At 54.0% G+C, this 18,152-nt stretch carries 17 protein-coding genes and 1 pseudogene; 7 read left to right on the top strand and 11 right to left on the bottom strand.

Annotation, left to right across the window (positions count from 1 at the left end; genetic code table 11):
- Positions 1–227: 227 nt before the first annotated feature.
- From BMX58_RS11735 to recQ, 3 genes are all read right to left on the bottom strand, one after another.
- Positions 228–1,226, bottom strand: coding sequence for an asparaginase (locus tag BMX58_RS11735; protein WP_239420604.1), 999 nt, complete (start codon positions 1,224–1,226; stop codon positions 228–230).
- Positions 1,227–1,274: 48 nt separating this feature from the next.
- Positions 1,275–2,936 carry a L,D-transpeptidase family protein gene (locus BMX58_RS11730; protein ID WP_131814087.1) on the bottom strand — a complete coding sequence of 554 codons (1,662 nt, stop codon included), beginning with the start codon at positions 2,934–2,936 and terminating at the stop codon, positions 1,275–1,277.
- Positions 2,937–3,242: 306 nt separating this feature from the next.
- Positions 3,243–5,444: a DNA helicase RecQ gene (gene recQ, locus BMX58_RS11725; protein WP_239420603.1), complete on the bottom strand. Its 2,202-nt coding sequence runs from the start codon at positions 5,442–5,444 to the stop codon at positions 3,243–3,245.
- 243 nt (positions 5,445–5,687) lie between these two features.
- Between recQ and selD the strand changes: the two genes are divergently transcribed.
- From selD to BMX58_RS11705, 4 genes are read left to right on the top strand one after another with little or no spacing between them, the layout of a single operon-like run.
- Positions 5,688–6,719 carry a selenide, water dikinase SelD gene (gene selD / locus BMX58_RS11720; protein WP_068624514.1) on the top strand — a complete coding sequence of 344 codons (1,032 nt, stop codon included), beginning with the start codon at positions 5,688–5,690 and terminating at the stop codon, positions 6,717–6,719.
- A 35-nt stretch (positions 6,720–6,754) separates the two neighbouring features.
- Positions 6,755–7,378, top strand: a complete 624-nt coding sequence (gene yedF / locus BMX58_RS11715; protein ID WP_068624512.1) for a sulfurtransferase-like selenium metabolism protein YedF — start codon at positions 6,755–6,757, stop codon at positions 7,376–7,378.
- On the top strand, positions 7,375–7,647 hold the full coding sequence (locus tag BMX58_RS11710; RefSeq protein ID WP_068624510.1) for a putative Se/S carrier protein: 273 nt from the start codon (positions 7,375–7,377) through the stop codon (positions 7,645–7,647). The genes yedF and BMX58_RS11710 overlap by 4 nt, the downstream gene beginning before the upstream one ends.
- Positions 7,640–8,800 (top strand): aminotransferase class V-fold PLP-dependent enzyme, encoded by a 1,161-nt coding sequence (locus BMX58_RS11705; protein WP_068624508.1) that lies wholly within the window; start codon positions 7,640–7,642, stop codon positions 8,798–8,800. The genes BMX58_RS11710 and BMX58_RS11705 overlap by 8 nt, the downstream gene beginning before the upstream one ends.
- A 146-nt stretch (positions 8,801–8,946) precedes the next feature.
- Here BMX58_RS11705 and mnmH read toward each other — a convergent pair whose 3' ends face one another.
- The 3 genes from mnmH to BMX58_RS11690 form a co-directional block, all read right to left on the bottom strand.
- Complete coding sequence (mnmH, locus tag BMX58_RS11700) at positions 8,947–9,987, bottom strand: tRNA 2-selenouridine(34) synthase MnmH (protein WP_162268642.1); 1,041 nt, start codon at positions 9,985–9,987, stop codon at positions 8,947–8,949.
- A 127-nt stretch (positions 9,988–10,114) separates the two neighbouring features.
- Positions 10,115–11,563 carry a DEAD/DEAH box helicase gene (locus BMX58_RS11695; RefSeq protein ID WP_068624507.1) on the bottom strand — a complete coding sequence of 483 codons (1,449 nt, stop codon included), beginning with the start codon at positions 11,561–11,563 and terminating at the stop codon, positions 10,115–10,117.
- 94 nt (positions 11,564–11,657) lie between these two features.
- Positions 11,658–12,134 carry an SRPBCC family protein gene (locus BMX58_RS11690; RefSeq protein ID WP_068624505.1) on the bottom strand — a complete coding sequence of 159 codons (477 nt, stop codon included), beginning with the start codon at positions 12,132–12,134 and terminating at the stop codon, positions 11,658–11,660.
- Between the two features lie 348 nt (positions 12,135–12,482).
- On the opposite strand from BMX58_RS11690, the gene BMX58_RS11685 reads away from it, so the two are divergent.
- The 3 genes from BMX58_RS11685 to queC are packed head-to-tail and all read left to right on the top strand — an operon-like array spanning position 12,483 to position 14,168.
- Positions 12,483–12,980, top strand: coding sequence for a QueT transporter family protein (locus BMX58_RS11685; protein WP_068624503.1), 498 nt, complete (start codon positions 12,483–12,485; stop codon positions 12,978–12,980).
- Positions 12,981–12,998: 18 nt separating this feature from the next.
- Positions 12,999–13,499, top strand: a complete 501-nt coding sequence (gene queF, locus BMX58_RS11680; protein ID WP_068624501.1) for a preQ(1) synthase — start codon at positions 12,999–13,001, stop codon at positions 13,497–13,499.
- Positions 13,500–14,168 carry a 7-cyano-7-deazaguanine synthase QueC gene (queC, locus tag BMX58_RS11675; RefSeq protein WP_068624498.1) on the top strand — a complete coding sequence of 223 codons (669 nt, stop codon included), beginning with the start codon at positions 13,500–13,502 and terminating at the stop codon, positions 14,166–14,168. It begins immediately after the preceding gene.
- Between the two features lie 61 nt (positions 14,169–14,229).
- Here queC and BMX58_RS11670 read toward each other — a convergent pair whose 3' ends face one another.
- From BMX58_RS11670 to BMX58_RS14735, 5 genes and pseudogenes are all read right to left on the bottom strand, one after another.
- Positions 14,230–14,925, bottom strand: coding sequence for a methyltransferase family protein (locus tag BMX58_RS11670; RefSeq protein ID WP_068624497.1), 696 nt, complete (start codon positions 14,923–14,925; stop codon positions 14,230–14,232).
- Positions 14,918–16,135, bottom strand: coding sequence for a methionine adenosyltransferase (gene metK, locus BMX58_RS11665; RefSeq protein ID WP_068624495.1), 1,218 nt, complete (start codon positions 16,133–16,135; stop codon positions 14,918–14,920). The genes BMX58_RS11670 and metK overlap by 8 nt, the downstream gene beginning before the upstream one ends.
- 37 nt (positions 16,136–16,172) lie before the next feature.
- Positions 16,173–16,787, bottom strand: coding sequence for an AmmeMemoRadiSam system protein B (gene amrB / locus BMX58_RS11660; RefSeq protein WP_068624493.1), 615 nt, complete (start codon positions 16,785–16,787; stop codon positions 16,173–16,175).
- A gap of 16 nt (positions 16,788–16,803) precedes the next feature.
- Positions 16,804–17,676: an AmmeMemoRadiSam system radical SAM enzyme gene (gene amrS, locus BMX58_RS11655; protein WP_068624491.1), complete on the bottom strand. Its 873-nt coding sequence runs from the start codon at positions 17,674–17,676 to the stop codon at positions 16,804–16,806.
- Between the two features lie 153 nt (positions 17,677–17,829).
- Positions 17,830–18,152: pseudogene (locus tag BMX58_RS14735) on the bottom strand (IS701 family transposase); the annotation flags it as partial.

Raw genomic sequence — 18,152 nt, 5'->3', positions numbered from 1 at the left:
GAGAGCCGCAAGCTCGCCGGAGGACACCGGTAACTTTCAGCCTCAACTCCGACGAAGCTGTACTCGTCGGAGTTGATAAATGGAGTGTGGGACTACCTCCGGTGAACACTTCTTCACCGGAGGTAGTCTACCCGCTGGCCCCAGCGGACCCGCAAATTCAGTTACCGAAAACACAAAGAAGCAAGGGCGATCCCCATTTTCGGGATCGCCCTTGCTTCTTTGTTATGTCAGTACAGAATATCGTTGCTGATCGTGGTGTAGAACAGTTCCTTAATCCGGGCCGGATCCTGGGTCTGGCCCAGGATCCACATCAGTTTGCAGACGACAGCTTCGGTGATCATGTCGTAGGCTTCCAGAATGTTGACCCGGGCTTTCAGTTCGTGCCCGACTTTGTAGATTTCCATGTCGCTACCCTCGTTCGGCACCTGCGTCGTCATGACGACCGTCTTGCCCTTTCCGATCCAGTGGTTGATGGCCTCGAAATATCCGTACTCCGGTGCGGACGGGATGCCGCCCACGCCATAGCTTTCGATGATGACGGCATCGTTCCGCTCAAGCATGTAGGAGAGAATTTCCGAATCCACCCCCGGCGTCAGCTTGAACAACGCAACCTTCGCATCGAGTTTGTCGAAGAAGCGCGGCTGTTCGCCCTTCTCTTGGCTAATGTACGAAATCACGCGCCCGTCCTGGATGATCGCCAAATAAGGGTAATTGATGCTGGAAAAAGCCTGGAAGCTTTTGGAATGCGTCTTCCTTGCCCTTGTCCCGAGGATGACCTTCCCGTTGAAGACGATCTGGACACCGCTGGCGGAATCGGACGCCGCATAAAGGAAACTGTCGAAAAGGTTCGTCTTCGAATCGGTGATTTCCATATTGATCGGTTTTTGGGCCCCGGTGATGATAATCGGCTTGGGGGAATCCTGGATCAGATAGGAAAGCGCGGCAGCCGTATAGGCCATCGTGTCGGTTCCGTGGGTGACGACAAATCCGTCATATTGATCATACTTTTCCCGGATGGTATTGGTCATCAGCACCCAGATTTCGGGCGCGATGTTGGTGCTGTCGATATTGCAGATCTGCAGCGTATCGACTTCGCATATTTCCGAGATGCCGGGGATGAAAGCCAAGATCTCTTCGGAAGTCAGCTGGGGATCGAGCCCGTTCGGCGTTATTTTGGAGGCGATCGTGCCGCCCGTTCCGATCATCAATATCTTTTTCTTCGTCACGTATCCACCTGCTTGTTCAAATTTTTTTGCTTGGTCGGCAGCTTTCGGTCAATAGACCACGACCGGCGTGCCGACGGAATAAGTGTTGTAAAGCGTTTGGACCGCATAGTACGGTGTGTTTACGCAACCGTGCGAACCCAAATAAAGGTAAAGGTCGCCGCCGAAGCCTTGGGTTTGCCAAGAGGCGTCATGCAAGCCGTAAGCATTGCCCAAAAACGGGATCCAATATTGGACCGGCGATTCGTAATCTTCGCCGATCAGAACGCTCGGCGATTCCTTGTACGGTTGGATCGCAAACAGCCCTCTAGGCGTCGGCATCGAAGGCCTGCCGGTGATGACCGGAGCATTGACGATCTGCTGGCTGCCGATGTAGGCCCAGACGCGCTGATAGGCGATGCTGACGATAATGTAGCTGGAGCCGACATAATAGTTGGTGCCGGCGTTGGTCCGGAAGATGCCCTCCTGTACCGTCCAATCGGGTCCCGTCGGATAAGCCGGAAGCGGCGGGGCAACCGGAGCGGGCGGCGGTTTCGGCACGTACTTCATGAAGGCGACTGCCGTGTTCCCGGGCGCTGGCGCATCCTTTTGGACCACTTGCAGCTGGACGGCGCTGATGTCATAGTCGTATCCCTGTGTCCCGGCCGTTTCGCCGTTCTTGGCCCAATCAAGCCAACCCACCCCCGGCACATGGACCTGATAATAGATATCATAATGCGCAGCCAGTTCATCCGTCAATTGCATTTCGATCCGCTCGATGTTTTGGCCCGTACCCGGCAGTCCCGCTTCCAATCCGTCCTGCGTCCACTCGAACCAGCCGTTCTCGCTTGTGGCGGCGCGGTAAGTGACCGATCCGGGGTACGGTTGAGAAGCCAATTTCGCCTGCAAGCCCTCAAGGGACTGCGAGGAATCCGGGGAACCGCTTTGCGCAGGATTGAGGACCGGCTCCTGCCAGCCCGAAGCGGTCAGATAACTGCCGTAGGAGAGGACCGGATCGGTGCGTTTGACGAAACTCTGCTCACGCTTGCCTGAAAAGGCTTGTTCCTTGTTCATCAGGACGACCTCGACCCCTTCGATCGGATAACGGAATCCGTCCGTGCCGGCCGTTTCGCCGTTTGTGGCCCAGTCGAGCCAGCCGAAGCGCTCCGTTTGGACCCGGTAATAGAGGTCGTATTGTCCGGCCAAGGCACCGGTCAGCTTAAATCGCAAGGCTTCGACCGCTTCGCCGGTCCCCGCCGTTCCGGCTATTTCACCGTTTTTGGCGTAGCCTGACCAGCCGCTGTCCTGCCTGTAGGTCTGATAGGAAATGTTGCCGGCTTCAGCCAAATGGGTCAGGCGCACCTGGATGGCTTCGATCGGCGAAGCCGCTCCGCCGCTGATGGCGCCTTCCCGCACTTCGGCTTGCCAACCAGCGTTCTGTAAGTATGTTGTATAAACTAATTCCGCATTTCCACTTGCCGCCGGAGACAGCGTGGGTTCCTGCGTCCCCGCAAGAGCAGCGACGCTTCTTGTCTGCCTCAGCACCTGATTTTTGCCGGTTTCGGCAAGCTCCCCGTCACCGTCCATCTGCGCCGCCGGAGCATCAAGTGCCAGCAAACTTTTTTGGACGAGTGCGCCAGCCTCGGTTGAATAGGCTGGGGCCGCGATGCGGGCAGGGGCCAATCCGGCAAAAATGAGCCACGCCAGCAAAATGATCAAAACATTCCTTCTCATCGAAATCCCTCCCAGCAGGACCACATGCGACAGAAATTGGAGCGCCAACACGTAACCGTTCTCTTTCCTTCATTATACCAAACCCTGTCCCGTAAAAAAATCACAAGCATCGCGGACGGCGCGGCGTCTATGCCGGTGTGGCAAAATAGCCGAATGTACGAGTGACATTCGGCTATTTGCGTGTGGATGGGACGAAATTGTCGAATGCCGGAAGACATTCGACTATTCTGCATCCGCAGAAAGCGAAATTGTCGAATGCTGCAGTGGCATTCGACAATTCCACACCCTCATCCTCCCACATTCATCCTACGACTGCGCTCTTTTCCGGAAAGCCAACACCATCCCGATCTGGAAATAGCTGTAGTCGTCCCCCAGTTTTTCCTTCAGCGGTTTCAGATGCTGGTCTTCGGATTCGTCGATCGCTTGATTTATGGCCTCCGTCTGATCCGCCGAGACGAAATCCGCCAACTCCATCGCATAGGCGGGCAGCTCGGCCAACTGGCGGAAATGGTTTTCGATGGTCATGCGCGCCAATCCTCTGGCGGCGATGATTTCCTCGACCGACATGCCTTCCTGATAGAGGCGATAAGTTTCCTCAAAGGTCGTGCCGGTGTAATTTTTCTTCGCAGGTTTCGGGCGTTTCTCGGCGGTTTCCGGATTGCCTGCGTGAATATTCAGCTCTTTCTGCTCCAACCGTTTCTGTTGCAGCAGCGTTTCGGCATCAGGAAACTCATTCAGATAATCGGCAATGACGCCCATGAACACTTCACCGTAGCGCTCCAGTTTCGTTTCGCCGACCCCGGATAGGCGCAGGAAGCCGTCATCATCCGTCGGGAAGTTGCGGGCCATCTCATGCAGCGTGCTGTCCGAAAAGACGATATAGGAAGGAATCCCGTGCTCGTTCGCCATTTCCGTGCGCACACTGCGCAGCCGGTCGAACAGTCCGGTATCGTACAAGCCGCCTCCGCTCTGTTTGGCGGCGCCTTTGCCGGTATCGACCGCATAAGACATCCCGACTTTTTTTCCTTCCTTCAGGATTTCCATCGCTTTCGGGGTGGCTTGGAGCAGCGGATACTGATCGCCTGTCACCTGCAGGTATTCATCCGCGATCAAAACGCCGATCATTTCACGGATTTCCGCCTCGTTGTAGGCGCTCATAAGTCCGTACGTCTTCAGCTGATCCAGCCCGAAATCGGTGATGCCCTTCTGTTTGCTGCCCGTCAGGATGCCGATGATTTTCTGGGCACCGTAACGTCCGCGCACCCGCACGATGCAGGAAAGGATTTTTTGGGACTCTTCGGTGATGTCCCGCTGTTCCGTGCGGCGCAGGCAATTGGAGCAATGCTGGCAATCATCGGTCAGTGGCGTCTCCCCGAAATATTCCAGGATATAACTGCGCAGACACTGGTTCGTGTAGCAATAGTTGATCATTTTGTTCAGCTTGTTGGTGGCTTCGCTGTCGTTCGTATGGCTGTTCAGCAATTTGTTGATGATGATGTCCTGCGCCGAAAACAGCAGGATGACACGCGCTTCCTCTCCGTCACGGCCCGCCCTTCCGGCTTCCTGATAGTAGCTTTCGAGATTTTTGGGCATGTTGTAATGGTAGACGGTGCGCACGTTGCTCTTGTCGATCCCCATGCCGAAAGCATTCGTGGCGACCATGATCGGTTTGCGGTCGAAGAGGAAATCGTCCTGATTGCGTTGGCGCTCGTGTTCAGGCAAGCCGGCATGGTAGAGCGTCGCGGCAAAGCCTTTTTGTTCCAGTTTCTTCTGGACCGATTCGACGTTTTTCCGGGTCGAGCAATAGATGATGCTCGCTTCTTTCGGATTGAGATCCTTCAGCAGGAACTTGAACTTGTCGGCGGGTTTTTCCACGCTGAACGCCAGATTGCCGCGATCGAAACCGGTCACCAACCGGAACGGATGCTGTAGGCGCAATTGGACCATGATATCTTCCTGGACCGGTTCGGTTGCCGTAGCGGTGAAGGCGGCAACCCGCGGACGTCTGTCGAACAGATCGTACAAACGGGCGACCCCTTGATAGGATGGGCGGAAATCGCTGCCCCATTGCGAAATACAGTGGGCCTCATCGACCACCAACAAAGGCACCTTCACAAGGCGCAACGCATTCATGAAAGATTCGTTGTCGATCCGCTCCGGCGCGATGTAGAGCAGTTTGAGCTGCCCGGAGCGCATGTCGTCCATCAATTGCAGGAATTCTTCCCGGGAAAGCGTACTGTTCAGGTACGCCGCGGCGATGCCCATTTCCCGCAGGCTGTCGACCTGGTCCTTCATCAAGGACACGAGCGGCGATACGACGATCGTCATGCCGTCCAGCAGCAACGCCGGCAGTTGGTAGCAGAGCGACTTGCCTCCGCTCGTCGGCATGATCCCGAGCACGTCATTCCCCTGCAGCGTGTTCGTGATCAATTCCTCCTGGCCGTCCCGGAAGCTGTCGTAGCCGAAATATTTTTTTAGTGTCCCGTACAGTAATTCTTTATCAACCACTTGCATCCATCCTTAATTGTTTATCTTTTTCCTTTAATCGAATATTCCTGAACGGTGATCAGGAATGACTTCTTCATCATATCACATCCGCGTCCTGTTTTTCTCTCAGAAAATACGCCGCATCCCATCCCAATCCTAATCCTAATCCCTCTATGATAAAATATGCAGATTATCGGCCTGATGCTTTGACCTGTGGTATATAATTAGATGGTGAACACGTCATGACCTACAGGAGTGAAAAATATGCAACAGGAATTATCAAATGAATTATTTATCTGCGGGGGCTGCAATGCGAAAATCGGCCCCGGCGTTTTGGGGGATCTGCTCAGCCAGTTTCCGAAACAGCAGCATCCGGATTTCTTGGTCGGTTTCGACTCGTCCGATGATGCCGCGGTATTCCGCATCGATGATCAGACGGCCATGATCCAGACGCTGGACTTCTTTCCCGCGATGGTCGCGGACGCCACGCTTTTCGGGGAGATTGCCGCAGCCAACGCCTTGAGCGATGTGTTTGCGATGGGCGGCGAAGTGCTGACGGCCATGAACATCGTCTGCTGGCCCGAAACAAAAAGCACCGACATACTCGGAAAAATTTTGGCAGGCGGCTTCAGGAAAGTCCAGGAGGCAGGCGGCGTGCTGGTCGGCGGGCATTCGATCCACGACCCCCAGCCCAAATACGGTCTGTCGGTGTTGGGACGGGTCCATCCCGATCGGATCTACCGGAATGACACCTGTTTGCCGGGCGATGTCCTGCTGCTGACGAAACCATTGGGAACCGGCATCATTACAACGGCCTACAGCGCCGGTGAAATGGCCCAGGAAGCCTTCGATGCGGCCGTTGCCTCGATGACGACGCTGAACCGTTATGCGGCGGAAGTCCTGAAAAACCACACTGTCCACAGCTGCACGGACATCACCGGCTTCGGCCTGTTGGGGCATCTTTCGGAAATGGTCAGCGACCGCTGTTCCGCGACGGTCTATGCCGACAGCGTGCCTTGCCTGGGCGGAGCCTATCAAGGAGCTCAGGAATTTCTGATCACAGCCGGCGGACAGCGCAACCGCAATCATCTGGGAGCCGATGTCGACTTCCGGATTGATGACTATGCAATGGAGGAGATCCTTTTCGACCCGCAGACATCCGGCGGCTTGCTGGTGAGTGTCCCTGCCGAAGAAGCGAACGCTCTGCTTGCCGAAATCGAAGCCCTGGGCCTGCCCTGCGGCATCATCGGCGAAGTGACCGAAAAAACTGACAAAAAAATCACAGTCGTTCATTAAGCAAGAAACTATGTCTTAACCAGGAGGAAAAGCGCATGAAAAAAATAGATGCAACCGGACAAGCTTGTCCGATGCCGGTCATCCTGACCAAACGGGCTTTGAAGGAAAGCAACGGGGAGACCGTGCTTATCAGCGTGGACAATGAAATCGCCACGCAGAACCTCGCCAAGATGGCGGAGCAGCTGAAGCTGATCGTCCAGGTCGAAAAAATCAACGATTCCCTTTATGAAGTAAAACTTTCAGATCCGAAAGCCGGCAACGAACTTGCTGTTGCCGAACAGACTCCGATTCCGGAGCAAGTTTCCGGCACAGTCGAACCATTCGGCACAAGCTATGTCGTCGTATTGAACAGCGACTTCATCGGCAACGGCAGTGAAGAACTTGGCCGCACACTGATGAAAAGCTTCCTCTTCTCGCTGACGGAACAGGAAGTCCTGCCTGAAAAAGTGCTCTGCTACAATGCCGGAGCGCTGTTGACGACAGCAGGCTCGGCCGTGCTGGACGACCTTAAAGCGCTGGAGGAAGACGGCGTCGAGGTGCTGACTTGCGGCATCTGCGGAGAATTCTATGGCGTGAAGGACAAATTGGCGGTCGGTTCCTTCACAAACATGTACCGCATTGTTGAAATCCTGCGCACCAGCAAGACAGTAAGCCCATGATCGACCGCAAACATTATGGCATCGTTGCCTTTCCGACATCCCAAGCCGCGGCAGCCGCCGAAGCGGTTGTTCTGGAAGCCGGGCATGAATGCCGATTGATCCCCATGCCGGAACAGATTTCGGCCGGCTGCGGCTTGGTGCTGCAGACGCACCTCGAGGAACTGAATGCGGTCCGTTTATTGTTGACGGAGCATGCCATTTCCAACGACGGCTGCTACGAAGTAAGTTTTGAGAACCGGAAAAAATCCGTGGAGGCTTGGCATGACTGAACTTTATTATTTCGACAACAGCGCAACTACGCTGAAAAAACCGTTAGCGGTGGCTGAAGCAGTCTACCGCGCCATCGCTGATGGGCAGCTGGGCAATCCGGCCCGGGGCAGCCATACCGCTTCCCTGAACGCTTTGCGGTTGACGGAATCCCTACGCCGGAAAACAGCAGCCCTATTCAGCGTTCCGGATGCGTCCAATGTCGCTTTCACGGCCAACGCAACGGCATCGCTGAATCTGGTCCTGAAAGGCCTGCTGAAACCGACAGACCACATCATCACGACCGTTACGGAGCACAATGCCGTCCTGCGTCCGCTTTACCAACTGGAGGAACAAGGCGCCGCCCTATCCTTTGTCGGGGTCGATGAATTTGGGACGCTCCTTTATCCCGATTTCGAACGCCTGCTGCGCCCCGATACCCGCGCTGTCGTAGTCAACCACGCTTCGAACGTTACTGGCAATGCTGCGGATCTGGAGCGGATTGGCAGCTACTGCCGCGATCACGATCTGCTGTTCATCGTTGATGCTTCCCAAAGCGCGGGCGTACTTGCCATCGACATGATCGGGCAGCACATCGACGTGCTCTGCTTCACCGGACACAAAAGTCTCTACGGGCCGCAAGGGACCGGCGGCATCTGTCTCGGCGACCGGCCATTGGTTTTCGTTCCGGTCTTCACCGGCGGCAGCGGCTTCCATTCTTTCGACAAAAAGTACCCTGCGCAGATGCCGACACTGTTCGAGGCCGGCACCCAGAATGTCCATGGCTTGGCCGGACTTTCCGCCGGACTGGATTACATCGGGCAAAAAGGTCTGGCGGCAATCGGCCGGCAGCTGCAGGAGCTGACTCTCCGCTTCCGGGAACAGATCAAGGACATCCCCGGCATCACAATCTACGGTCATTTTGATGAATCAGCGGCACGGGCTCCGGTCGTTTCCGTCAATCTTGAGGGTTGGGATTCCGGCGACCTCAGTGATGCGCTCTTCATGGATTACGGGATTGCGGTTCGGCCCGGCGCCCATTGCGCCCCGCTCATCCATCAAGCGTTCGGAACAGAGAAAATCGGCATGGTCCGCTTCAGCTTCTCCAGCTTCAATACGCTGGAGGAAATCGACTATGCCGCCAAAGCGCTGCGGAGCTTGGCCGAAGAAGGATAATAGTCGGGGGTTGTCCGATATACCGAAAGTATCCGACAACCCGAACGCAGAAACTCGGATATGCCGCGTACCTTTCTTGAAAAATACGCACATAAACAGAGCAGCCACCCCATTCGCGGGCGGCTGCTCTGTTTTGCTTTTGTTGATCAATCGTTCCTGCGCTTCATCCATTCCAAAATGGCTTCGGCCGTCCTTGCGGCGTCTTCGTTCCGGAAGGTGGCGGCAAATTCCTTCTTGTTGAAGTTGTAGCGGGGATCATAGTATTTCACCAACAGATCTGCGATGACTGCGTCAAAAGCGTGCTGGCGTACCTGTTCCTTGTAGCCTTCAACGCGCGCTTCATTCAGATAAGGTTTCAGGCGTTCAAGCGCTGCGATGAGCTCCGCTTCATCGCTGTGGAGATAATCCTTTTTGATCTGTCCGATCCGGTAATCCAAGGAAGCTTCGATGTTCAGGTTGACCCCCGCATACATCGCTTCCACTAGAGATGGCGGCAATACAGCCCGGCCGATCCGTTTGCTTTCGCCTTCGGTAAAGACGATCAGCGGCGCTTTCCAGGTTGCGGCGCTCTCGACCAGCAGGCTCTCGAACATTTTTTGATTGTGCGGCTGGTTCTTGGCCAAGCCGACGTTGCCGAAGACGGATCCTCTGTTGTTGGCGCAGGCCTCCAGATCAAGTACATTCGCTCCGCGCTTCTTCAATTCCTCCAGGATGGCTGTTTTTCCGGTCCCGGTGTTACCATAAAGCGTCACAAACTGGATCCTTTCGAACAATGCTGGGATCAGCTTGTTGATCGTGCTGCGGTAGTTTTTGTAGCCGCCCTCCATCCGGTAAACATTCATGCCCAAGGATTTCAGCAAGGAAAAGATCGAATTGCTGCGGAATCCGCCTCTACTGCAAAAGATGACGACTTGGTCGTAGGCTCTCACATATTCCTGGAATAGCCGGAACATCTCAGGCAATCGTGGGGATATGGCTTGGATACCGTGGCTTTTCGCTTCGTCGACCCGGCCGGCCACGTACAGCGTTCCGACCACTTTCCGGTCCTCATCATCCAGGACAGGCACATTCACGGCGCCCGGTATGGTTGCTTTCGCATATTCGGAAGGGCTCCTCACATCCACATACAAAATCGATTTGTCTCCGCGTTGCTGTTCTATTTCTTCATACGTTGCGACTGGTTTCAATTGGTTCACCACTTTCTGAATCTTAGTATAGCTTTTGGCAGTCGGGAATGCCACCCGAAATCGTAAAGGAATACAGCAAAACGATCCGCACACCCTTTTTCTGCGGGTGTGCGGATCATTTCCCGGTCTATTTCCTTGCTTTATGCACTTTCAGCGCTTTTCCTTTGACGGTCCGGTTCTGCATCTCGGAAATCACATACGGACCTTTGCCGTTCAGGATTTCGATGTAGGTCACGTTTTCCTGGATGGTGATGATGCCGATGTCATCGGCATCGACGTTGGGAATGTTCGTCAGCGTGCCGACGAAATCGACTGCGCGCAGTTTTTTCTTCTTGCCGCCGTTGAAATAAACTTTGGTGATGTCCTTGTTCAGTTCACGGTTGCGCGCCCGCTTCACGACCAGGCGTTCCTGCAGTTTCCGCTCGAAGGCCGGCTTTTGGCGTTGCACCAAACGTGCGCTTGGCTGTTGGATCTCCGCGATGTCCAGCTGGGCGAACTCTTGCACCTCTTTCCAGCCTCTTTCTTCTTTCGGCGTCACGAAGGTCAGGGCTATCCCGGTTTTGCCGGCGCGTCCGGTCCTGCCGGTACGATGGATGAAGCTCTCTTTTTCTTCGGGGACGTCGTAATTGACGACATGCGTGACGTTATCGACATCGATGCCGCGCGCAGCTACATCGGTAGCCACCAGATAGCGTAGCTTGCCTTTGCGGAAATCATCCATGACGGCCGTGCGGTCATCCTGAACCATTCCGCCGTGCATCTTGTCGATCGGCAACCCGTTTTTGCTCAAGAAAGTGTACAGCCGGTTAACGGCTTCCTGCGTATTGCAGAAGATGATGCAGCTGTCCGGGTTCTCGACCGTCAGCAAATCGAGCAACACCTTTTCTTTCCCCTCCGCTTGGACGCGGATGAAGGATTGCATGATCTTCGGTTTGGACGTTTCGTCGCTTTCCATTTTCACTGAAACGCGGTCTTTCTTCATATAGAAACTGGCCAAACGCACCACTTCATCGGGCATGGTCGCGGAGAACAGCAGCGTCTGGCGTTCTTTCGGAAGGAAGTCAATGACCGCCTCGACCTGGTCGATGAAGCCCATGTTCAGCATCTCATCCGCCTCATCCAAAACCAAGTGGCGCAATTTATCGACCTTCAGCGTGCCTTTTTGCAGATGGTCCAATACCCGACCCGGCGTCCCGACGACGATATGGCTTTTCTGTCTCAGTTCCGATTTTTGCGTGTCGAAGGAAGTCTTGCCGAAGACAGCCGTGGCCTTGATCCGCTTCAGCCTTCCGATGTTGGTGATGTCCTCTTTCACCTGCAAGGCCAGTTCCCTTGTTGGCACCAAAATCAGCGCCTGCGGACGGTTTTCTTCCCATTCCACACTTTCGCACAACGGTACGCCGAAGCTGACGGTCTTGCCGCTGCCCGTCTGGGATTCGACGATGATGTCCTTGTTCTGCAAGGCCATCGGGATGACCTGCTGTTGCACTTCCGTCGGTTTGAAATAACGCAATGCCTTCAGTGCCGTAACAATTTCTTCGCTGATCGCGAAGTCTTCAAATGTTGTATAATCCATCTTGTCCTACTTTCAACTTTATTTGCCGTTTCAGTATAACAGAAAAATGGGAAAGGAACGAAACATTTATGACAGTTCCGTTCCTTTCCCGCCGTCATTCCTCGCAGAACAGCCTGATCCGTTCAATGGCTTGTTGCGCGATCTCATCCCGTTTTTCAAGATACGCTGCTTTGTCGAAGGTTTTGTGCTTATCGACGTAAGGGATATTCTGGATGCTTTCCAAGTGCAGGGTCGTTCCGCCTTCCTCCGCTTTGGCCGTGTAATTTTGGCGGACGAAAGAGTCTTCCTTCGGATCGAACGTGTCCACCCGGATGGCTGCGCGCATGACGAATTCCTCGGGGAACAATTCCGACTGCTGCACTTCGATGTTCACCGGCACCATTTTCCCGAACATGTCGTATTCCGCTTTGTAGACACTGCCCAGCCCGCCGTTTCCGCTGATCTGATTGATGATTTTCAGGCCATCATGAATGTCTCCCCAATTCCCGACATTTGCGGCGTATTGCCATACCTTGCCCAGCGGCGCTTCGATAAAGATGCTTTTCTTGATGTGGCTCTTGATGTAGTCCATTTTATCCATCCTTCCTGCTGATTGAACCTGCTGACTCTCACACGCATTTTTGGCAGCGCTATCTTTAGCTTCATTATAATCAATTGAACCCCCTTATACAAACTTGGGTCGACAAACTTCGAAAACCGCACTTGGCAATTCTTCGGTTATTTGTTAAACTATTCGGGACAGTTCGTAACCATCCTGTCGTTAAATAAAACTAGGGTAACAGAATCACGCAATCAAAACGCAGAAATGTTTTTTGAGTTGGCTTGTTTTCTCCTTAGAGACGGCCTTCTCGGCATTCATGCGTCTTTTTTTTGTGCAGATTCCTGTAAGGCGTTGTAAAAAAAATTAGGAGGTGGACCGATGCAAAAATCATTCACAAAAACCCAAAAATTGACTTTATCAGCAATGTATATCGCTATGTACATCGTCATCATGGCTCTGACACAATCTTTCGCTTTTGGACAATATCAAATCCGCATCGCCACAACTCTTTACGCCCTAGCTTATTTTAACCCATTCCTGATCATCCCTGCAGGCCTCGCCAATCTCTTGTCGAACCTGTTCTTCGGCGGACTCGGGATCATCGACATGCTTGGCGGGACCCTCGTCGGCATCGTGACGGCTTCGCTCGTTTACGCTGTCCGCAAATACAACCTCCCGAAGTGGTGCCTGATCCTGCCGATCATTTTCATCCCTGGAATCGGCGTGCCGATCTACCTGTCGCAGCTGTTGGCCATCCCATTCCTGCCGCTTGTCGTCAGCCTTTGCATCGGCCAATCGGTACCGGCTTTCGTCGGCTACTTTTTGGTGCAGGCCCTGGAAAAACGCTTCTATAAAAGCGCGCTTCTGAAATCATGAGCGCAAGGAGGAACAGACATGACAGCAGGCAGAAATGAAGCCGATCTGAACGGCATCACCCAACTGGGCAACCAACAGACAAAATATCCGCAGGACTACGCTCCGGAAGTACTCGAGACGTTTCCGAACAAACATCCGGACAATGATTACTTTGTGAAATTTAACTGTCCCGAATTCACAAGCCTGTGCCCGATGACGGGGCAGCCCGATTTTGCGACCATCTACATTTCCTACGTACCCGGAGAGATCATGGTCGAAAGCAAATCGCTGAAGCTTTACCTATTCAGCTTCCGCAACCACGGCGACTTCCATGAGGATTGCATGAACATCATCATGAAGGATCTTATCGCCTTGATGGCGCCGAAATACATCGAGGTGTGGGGCAAATTTACACCGAGAGGCGGCATCTCGATCGACCCGTACTGCAACTACGGCAAGCCCGACACCAAATGGGCAGACGTGGCTTGGCAACGTTTGGCGCAGCACGATCTCTATCCCGAGAAAGTCGACAACCGCTAAATGGAAAACAAGAACGAAACAACCCAAAAACAAGCCTTGGTCATCTTTTCCGGCGGTCAGGATTCCACGACTTGTCTGATCCAAGCCATCCAAAAGTACGGTGCGGCAAACACCGTGGCCCTTTCATTCAGCTATGGCCAGCGCCACAACATCGAACTGGAGCGGGCCGCCTGGATCGCCAACGATCTCGGGGTCGAACACCACATCCTGGACGCGACTGTCATGGGCAAAGTCACGACGAACGCCTTGATGGACGAAACGCAGACAATCGAGGAAGCCGATGCCGAAGACTATCCGAACACCTTCGTCGACGGCAGGAACGCGCTGTTCCTGTTGCTGGCGGGCATCTTCGCCAAGTCCAAAGGCATCCGCACCATCATCCTTGGCGTCTGCGAAACGGACTTCAGCGGCTACCCGGATTGCCGGGATGTGTTCGTCAAATCGATGAACGTGGCCCTGAATCTGGCTATGGATTACAATTTCAACGTCGAAACGCCGTTGATGTACCTGACCAAAGCACAGACATGGGAACTGGCGGATCAGCTGGGTTGCCTCGCCTACATCGAGGAACATACCCATACCTGTTATATGGGCGTCCCCGGCGGTTGCGGCGAATGCCCTTCCTGCAAACTCCGGAACGCGGGACTGGCCGAATATCTTAGCAAGTGAGCAAACAAATAACCCTTGAGCTGCAGGTCAGCTTGAGGGTTATTTGTTTGCGGTCAAAACATCACCAAACGTACGGAAGCAAACGGTATTTGACGCGGTGGGTATAGGCTGTGTAGCCCGGCAGCCCTTCCTTCAGCATCTCCTCCTCGTCCTTGATCCGCGCGAGGATTTCTAAACAGCTCAGCGCCATCGGAATCACGGCGTAGTAGGAACCCAGTACCAACGGAATGGCCAGATAGAGGATGATGGACGCCAAATACATCGGATGGCGGACGACGGCGTAGAGCCCGGTATCGATCAGCTGCTGCCCTTCCTGGATTTCGATGACGCGGGAGGCATAGCTGTTCTGGGCAAAAACGGCGACCACCATCGCGTAGGCGCATTCGAACACAATGACGCTGACAACAATCAGCCAAATCGGGACATCGGACCACTGAAAACGGTAGTCCAGTCCCGGCAGGAAAAAGCCCACGAGCATGAACAACCCTGAAATTTGAATAATTTTGCGTTGCTCTTTGCGCGGTTCCTTCAGGTTCATCCGTTTTTCCAGCAAGGCAGAATCCTTCCGCAACAAAAAGATAAGCGTCATGACCAAAGGCAGCGCCAATGCCGCCAGAAAAAGCCAAGCCTGCCAATAGCGGAAGGTGCCCGCCAAGGCGAACAGGATGCCTCCGATCAGAAGCAAACCTGAAAAAAGGCGGAACAGGACCAACTGAAGCAAATTGCTCTTTTCCTTCCGAACCTGCTTTCTATCCATGAAATTCATCCCCTGTCTGGCGTTTCAAATCCTGCGCTTCATCCGCCAGCAAATAGGCTTTGTCCGTCCGCTCCCAGGGCAAGTCCAGTTCGGGCCTTCCGAAATGGCCGTAGCAGGCAAGCTTTTGGTAAATAGGTTTCCGCAGGTCAAACTCACGGATGATCGCAGCCGGACGAAGATCGAAGTGTTTTTCGATCAATTCTTCGATCTGCTCCTCGGCAATGCTGGCCGTCCCGAACGTTTCGACGCGGACAGAAACGGGCCTGGCCACCCCGATGACATAGGCCATCTGGATCTCGCAGTTGGCCGCCAAGCCCGCAGCCACGACGTTTTTCGCCACATACCGGGCGGCATAGGCAGCGGAGCGGTCGACTTTGGTCGGATCTTTTCCGGAAAAGGAGCCTCCGCCATGGCGTGCATAACCGCCGTAAGTGTCGACGATGATTTTTTTGCCGGTCCAACCCGAATCGCCGGCAGGGCCACCGATGACGAAACGGCCGGTCGCATTGACGAAATATTTCGTCCGGTCATCCAACAGCTCCAGAGGGATGACGGCCGGGATCACCTTACTGAGCATATCCTGTCTGATCTGGTCTTGCGTGATCGCTTCGTCATGTTGGCAGGCGATGACGACGGCATCGACCCGTTTGGCCTGGCCATCCGCATATTCTACGGTCACCTGCGTTTTGCCGTCCGGCCTCAGGTAAGGAAGCTCCCCTGATTTCCGCAACTCGGCAACTTTTTTTGCCAACTTGTGCGCCAACGTGATCGGCAAGGGCATCAACTCCGCCGTCTCGTTGCAGGCATAGCCGAACATCAGCCCTTGATCGCCTGCGCCCAATCGGTCCGATTCATCGTTTGACCCCAGCCGGTTTTCCAATGATGAGCCTACCCCTGCGGCGATATCCGCTGATTGCCTGTCCAGACCGATCAGCACGGAACAGGATTTCCCATCAAAACCATAGTCGCTGTCGGTGTAGCCGACATCCTGGATGATGGCCCGCACTATGGCTGGGATATCCACTACACTGGTTGTCGTGATCTGGCCGAAGACCGTGATCAGACCGGTACTGGCGGAAACGTCGCAGGCCACCCGCGCGAACGGATCCTCGGCCAGAATGGCATCCAGAATCCCATCGGCCAGCTGGTCGCAGAGTTTGTCCGGATGACCCTCCATGACGGATTCCGAGGTGAAAAATGATTTTTTCATATGTAATCGCCTCTTGTTCTAAATTTACTTTTCTGCATCAGGATAACGAGAAAGTGGCAACAAGGTAACCGACCCCGAACGGACCTTCATAGGAGAGCACCTCCGCTTCATACGCCTTTCCTTCGAACGCTCCCATCAGGAACAGGATGGAACGCAGCCCGCATTCCGCCGCCCTTTCGAGGAACCCGGGATCCAAGCGCAACAGTTGGGCTGCATCCTTTTCCTGCACAGCTTTGATGACCAATTTGTCCAACAGCGGCCCTGCCGAATGGTAGCCGTATGGCCCCTCCGGCTTCAGCACATGCGACAGATCGGCGGAGGCGATGACGGCCGTGCGCCGATCCGACCGGTCGCAGGCGTCCCCATACTGCTTTCCCCATTCATAGTAGTGCTCGTAGGAAGGCTCCGTCACCAGAATCATTTCCGTCTCCAGATCGGCCGGCAGCTGTTTGCCGAGATAATGCATGGGCACTTCGAAGCCGTAGCCTTCATTCGGCGAGATGATGAGCAGACGCTCCGGTTTTGCGGCGGCGAGTTTTTCGGCCGCAATCTCCAAAGCCGCCACTGTCCGTTTGACCCTTTCGATGTCCTTCCCCCCGATTTCCGGAATGATGAGCGGCGGATGCGGACTGATGACGCCAAAAACCAGCATAACGATTCCTTCTTTTTCAGGCGTTGCCTATGTGCACATGCTGCAGGCCGAATTTTTTCCCTAACGCCGCGGCCTTTTCCAACGTCTCCATAGGCGTGATGGCTGTGTCCGGCATTTTCCAGCCCGGGAAGAAGCGGTTGACATGCCAAGGCACCTCTTTGCCGACTTCCTCGGCGATAAAGCGCGCCATCCGTTCCAGTTGGTCGGGGCGGTCATTCACCCCAGGGACGACCAGCGTGGCGATTTCGAGATGCACGCCTGCTGCATGGAAATGTTTAATCGTGTCCAATACCGGTTGCGCGGTCCCGCCGCAATATTCTTTGTAGACTTCGTCATCAGTCCCTTTCAGATCCACATTGACGGCATCCAGGTACGGGATGATGGCGTCCAAAGTCTCTTTCGTCGCATAGCCGGCCGTTTTCCAGATGTTCTTCAAGCCGGCTTCACGGGCCAGCTTCATCGTGTCGAGCGCGTATTCGACAAAGATGATCGGTTCCGTATAAGTGTAGGCGATGGAAGGGCACTTGGCTGCCAACGCCCGCCGCACATGTTCTGCCGGGCTGATGTCCTCCCCGTAAATCGGACGATCCGGTTTGGATGCCTGCGAAATCGCCCAGTTCTGGCACCAAAGGCAGCGCAGGTTGCAGCCGATCGTGGCAAACGAATAGGCTGTGGTGCCCGGAAGGAAATGATTGAGCGGCTTCTTCTCGATGGGATCGATGGCGACCGCGATCGCTTTCCCGTAGTTCAATGCGTACAGCGTCCCCTCCCGGTTCTCCCTGACGGCGCAGATGCCCCGCTTGCCTTCAGCGATGATGCAGTGATGCGGGCAGACGCCGCAGCGGACTCTGCCGTCCTCCAATTTTTCGTACAGCATGGCTTCCTTCATTTCATCAACTCCAATCATCCGTTTCGATAATGGTACCGTTTACATATATAGTACTGCATTTTTGTCGGCAATCCAAAAACAACGGCAAGAAAACTATTGTAAACGGTGACAAAAAACGGTATCATAATCCTTATTATACCACTTTACAAGTAATTAAAAATTGTGTTTTTCTTCAACCCATTGCTCATAAGCCTTTAGGATTGCCAACGATTTAATCCTATTTTCGATGGAAAGCACGAAAGTATAGAAAAATACTTCTTGCTGGATCGCCATTCCAACGAGTTGTTTCTTCACTTGAGAACTTTCCGTTTTCAAATGAGCATACTTCTTCTGTTTGAAGGGAAGAAGCTGAACGCCGCTATAGGCAATGGCTAAGAAGTTGACGTAGCTTTCAATCCCGTTTTTACTTCTGACCATATATTTGCCGAATGACCAAAAGGTCTTCTGTTCATAAAAGATAACCTCGATTGCCCAAC

Origin of the sequence: Trichococcus ilyis (assembly GCF_900109135.1) — a bacterium.
Taxonomy (GTDB): Bacteria; Bacillota; Bacilli; order Lactobacillales; family Aerococcaceae; genus Trichococcus; species Trichococcus ilyis.
This window is presented reverse-complemented; position numbering and strand designations above follow the sequence as displayed.

Coding starts and splice junctions, on each gene's coding strand:
- BMX58_RS11730 (WP_131814087.1), bottom strand. CDS start 2,936: ATGAGAAGGAATGTTTTGATCATTTTGCTGGCGTGGCTCATTTTTGCC.
- selD (WP_068624514.1), top strand. CDS start 5,688: ATGCAACAGGAATTATCAAATGAATTATTTATCTGCGGGGGCTGCAAT.
- yedF (WP_068624512.1), top strand. CDS start 6,755: ATGAAAAAAATAGATGCAACCGGACAAGCTTGTCCGATGCCGGTCATC.
- BMX58_RS11710 (WP_068624510.1), top strand. CDS start 7,375: ATGATCGACCGCAAACATTATGGCATCGTTGCCTTTCCGACATCCCAA.
- BMX58_RS11705 (WP_068624508.1), top strand. CDS start 7,640: ATGACTGAACTTTATTATTTCGACAACAGCGCAACTACGCTGAAAAAA.
- BMX58_RS11695 (WP_068624507.1), bottom strand. CDS start 11,563: ATGGATTATACAACATTTGAAGACTTCGCGATCAGCGAAGAAATTGTT.
- BMX58_RS11690 (WP_068624505.1), bottom strand. CDS start 12,134: ATGGACTACATCAAGAGCCACATCAAGAAAAGCATCTTTATCGAAGCG.
- BMX58_RS11685 (WP_068624503.1), top strand. CDS start 12,483: ATGCAAAAATCATTCACAAAAACCCAAAAATTGACTTTATCAGCAATG.
- queF (WP_068624501.1), top strand. CDS start 12,999: ATGACAGCAGGCAGAAATGAAGCCGATCTGAACGGCATCACCCAACTG.
- queC (WP_068624498.1), top strand. CDS start 13,500: ATGGAAAACAAGAACGAAACAACCCAAAAACAAGCCTTGGTCATCTTT.
- BMX58_RS11670 (WP_068624497.1), bottom strand. CDS start 14,925: ATGGATAGAAAGCAGGTTCGGAAGGAAAAGAGCAATTTGCTTCAGTTG.
- metK (WP_068624495.1), bottom strand. CDS start 16,135: ATGAAAAAATCATTTTTCACCTCGGAATCCGTCATGGAGGGTCATCCG.
- amrB (WP_068624493.1), bottom strand. CDS start 16,787: ATGCTGGTTTTTGGCGTCATCAGTCCGCATCCGCCGCTCATCATTCCG.
- amrS (WP_068624491.1), bottom strand. CDS start 17,676: ATGAAGGAAGCCATGCTGTACGAAAAATTGGAGGACGGCAGAGTCCGC.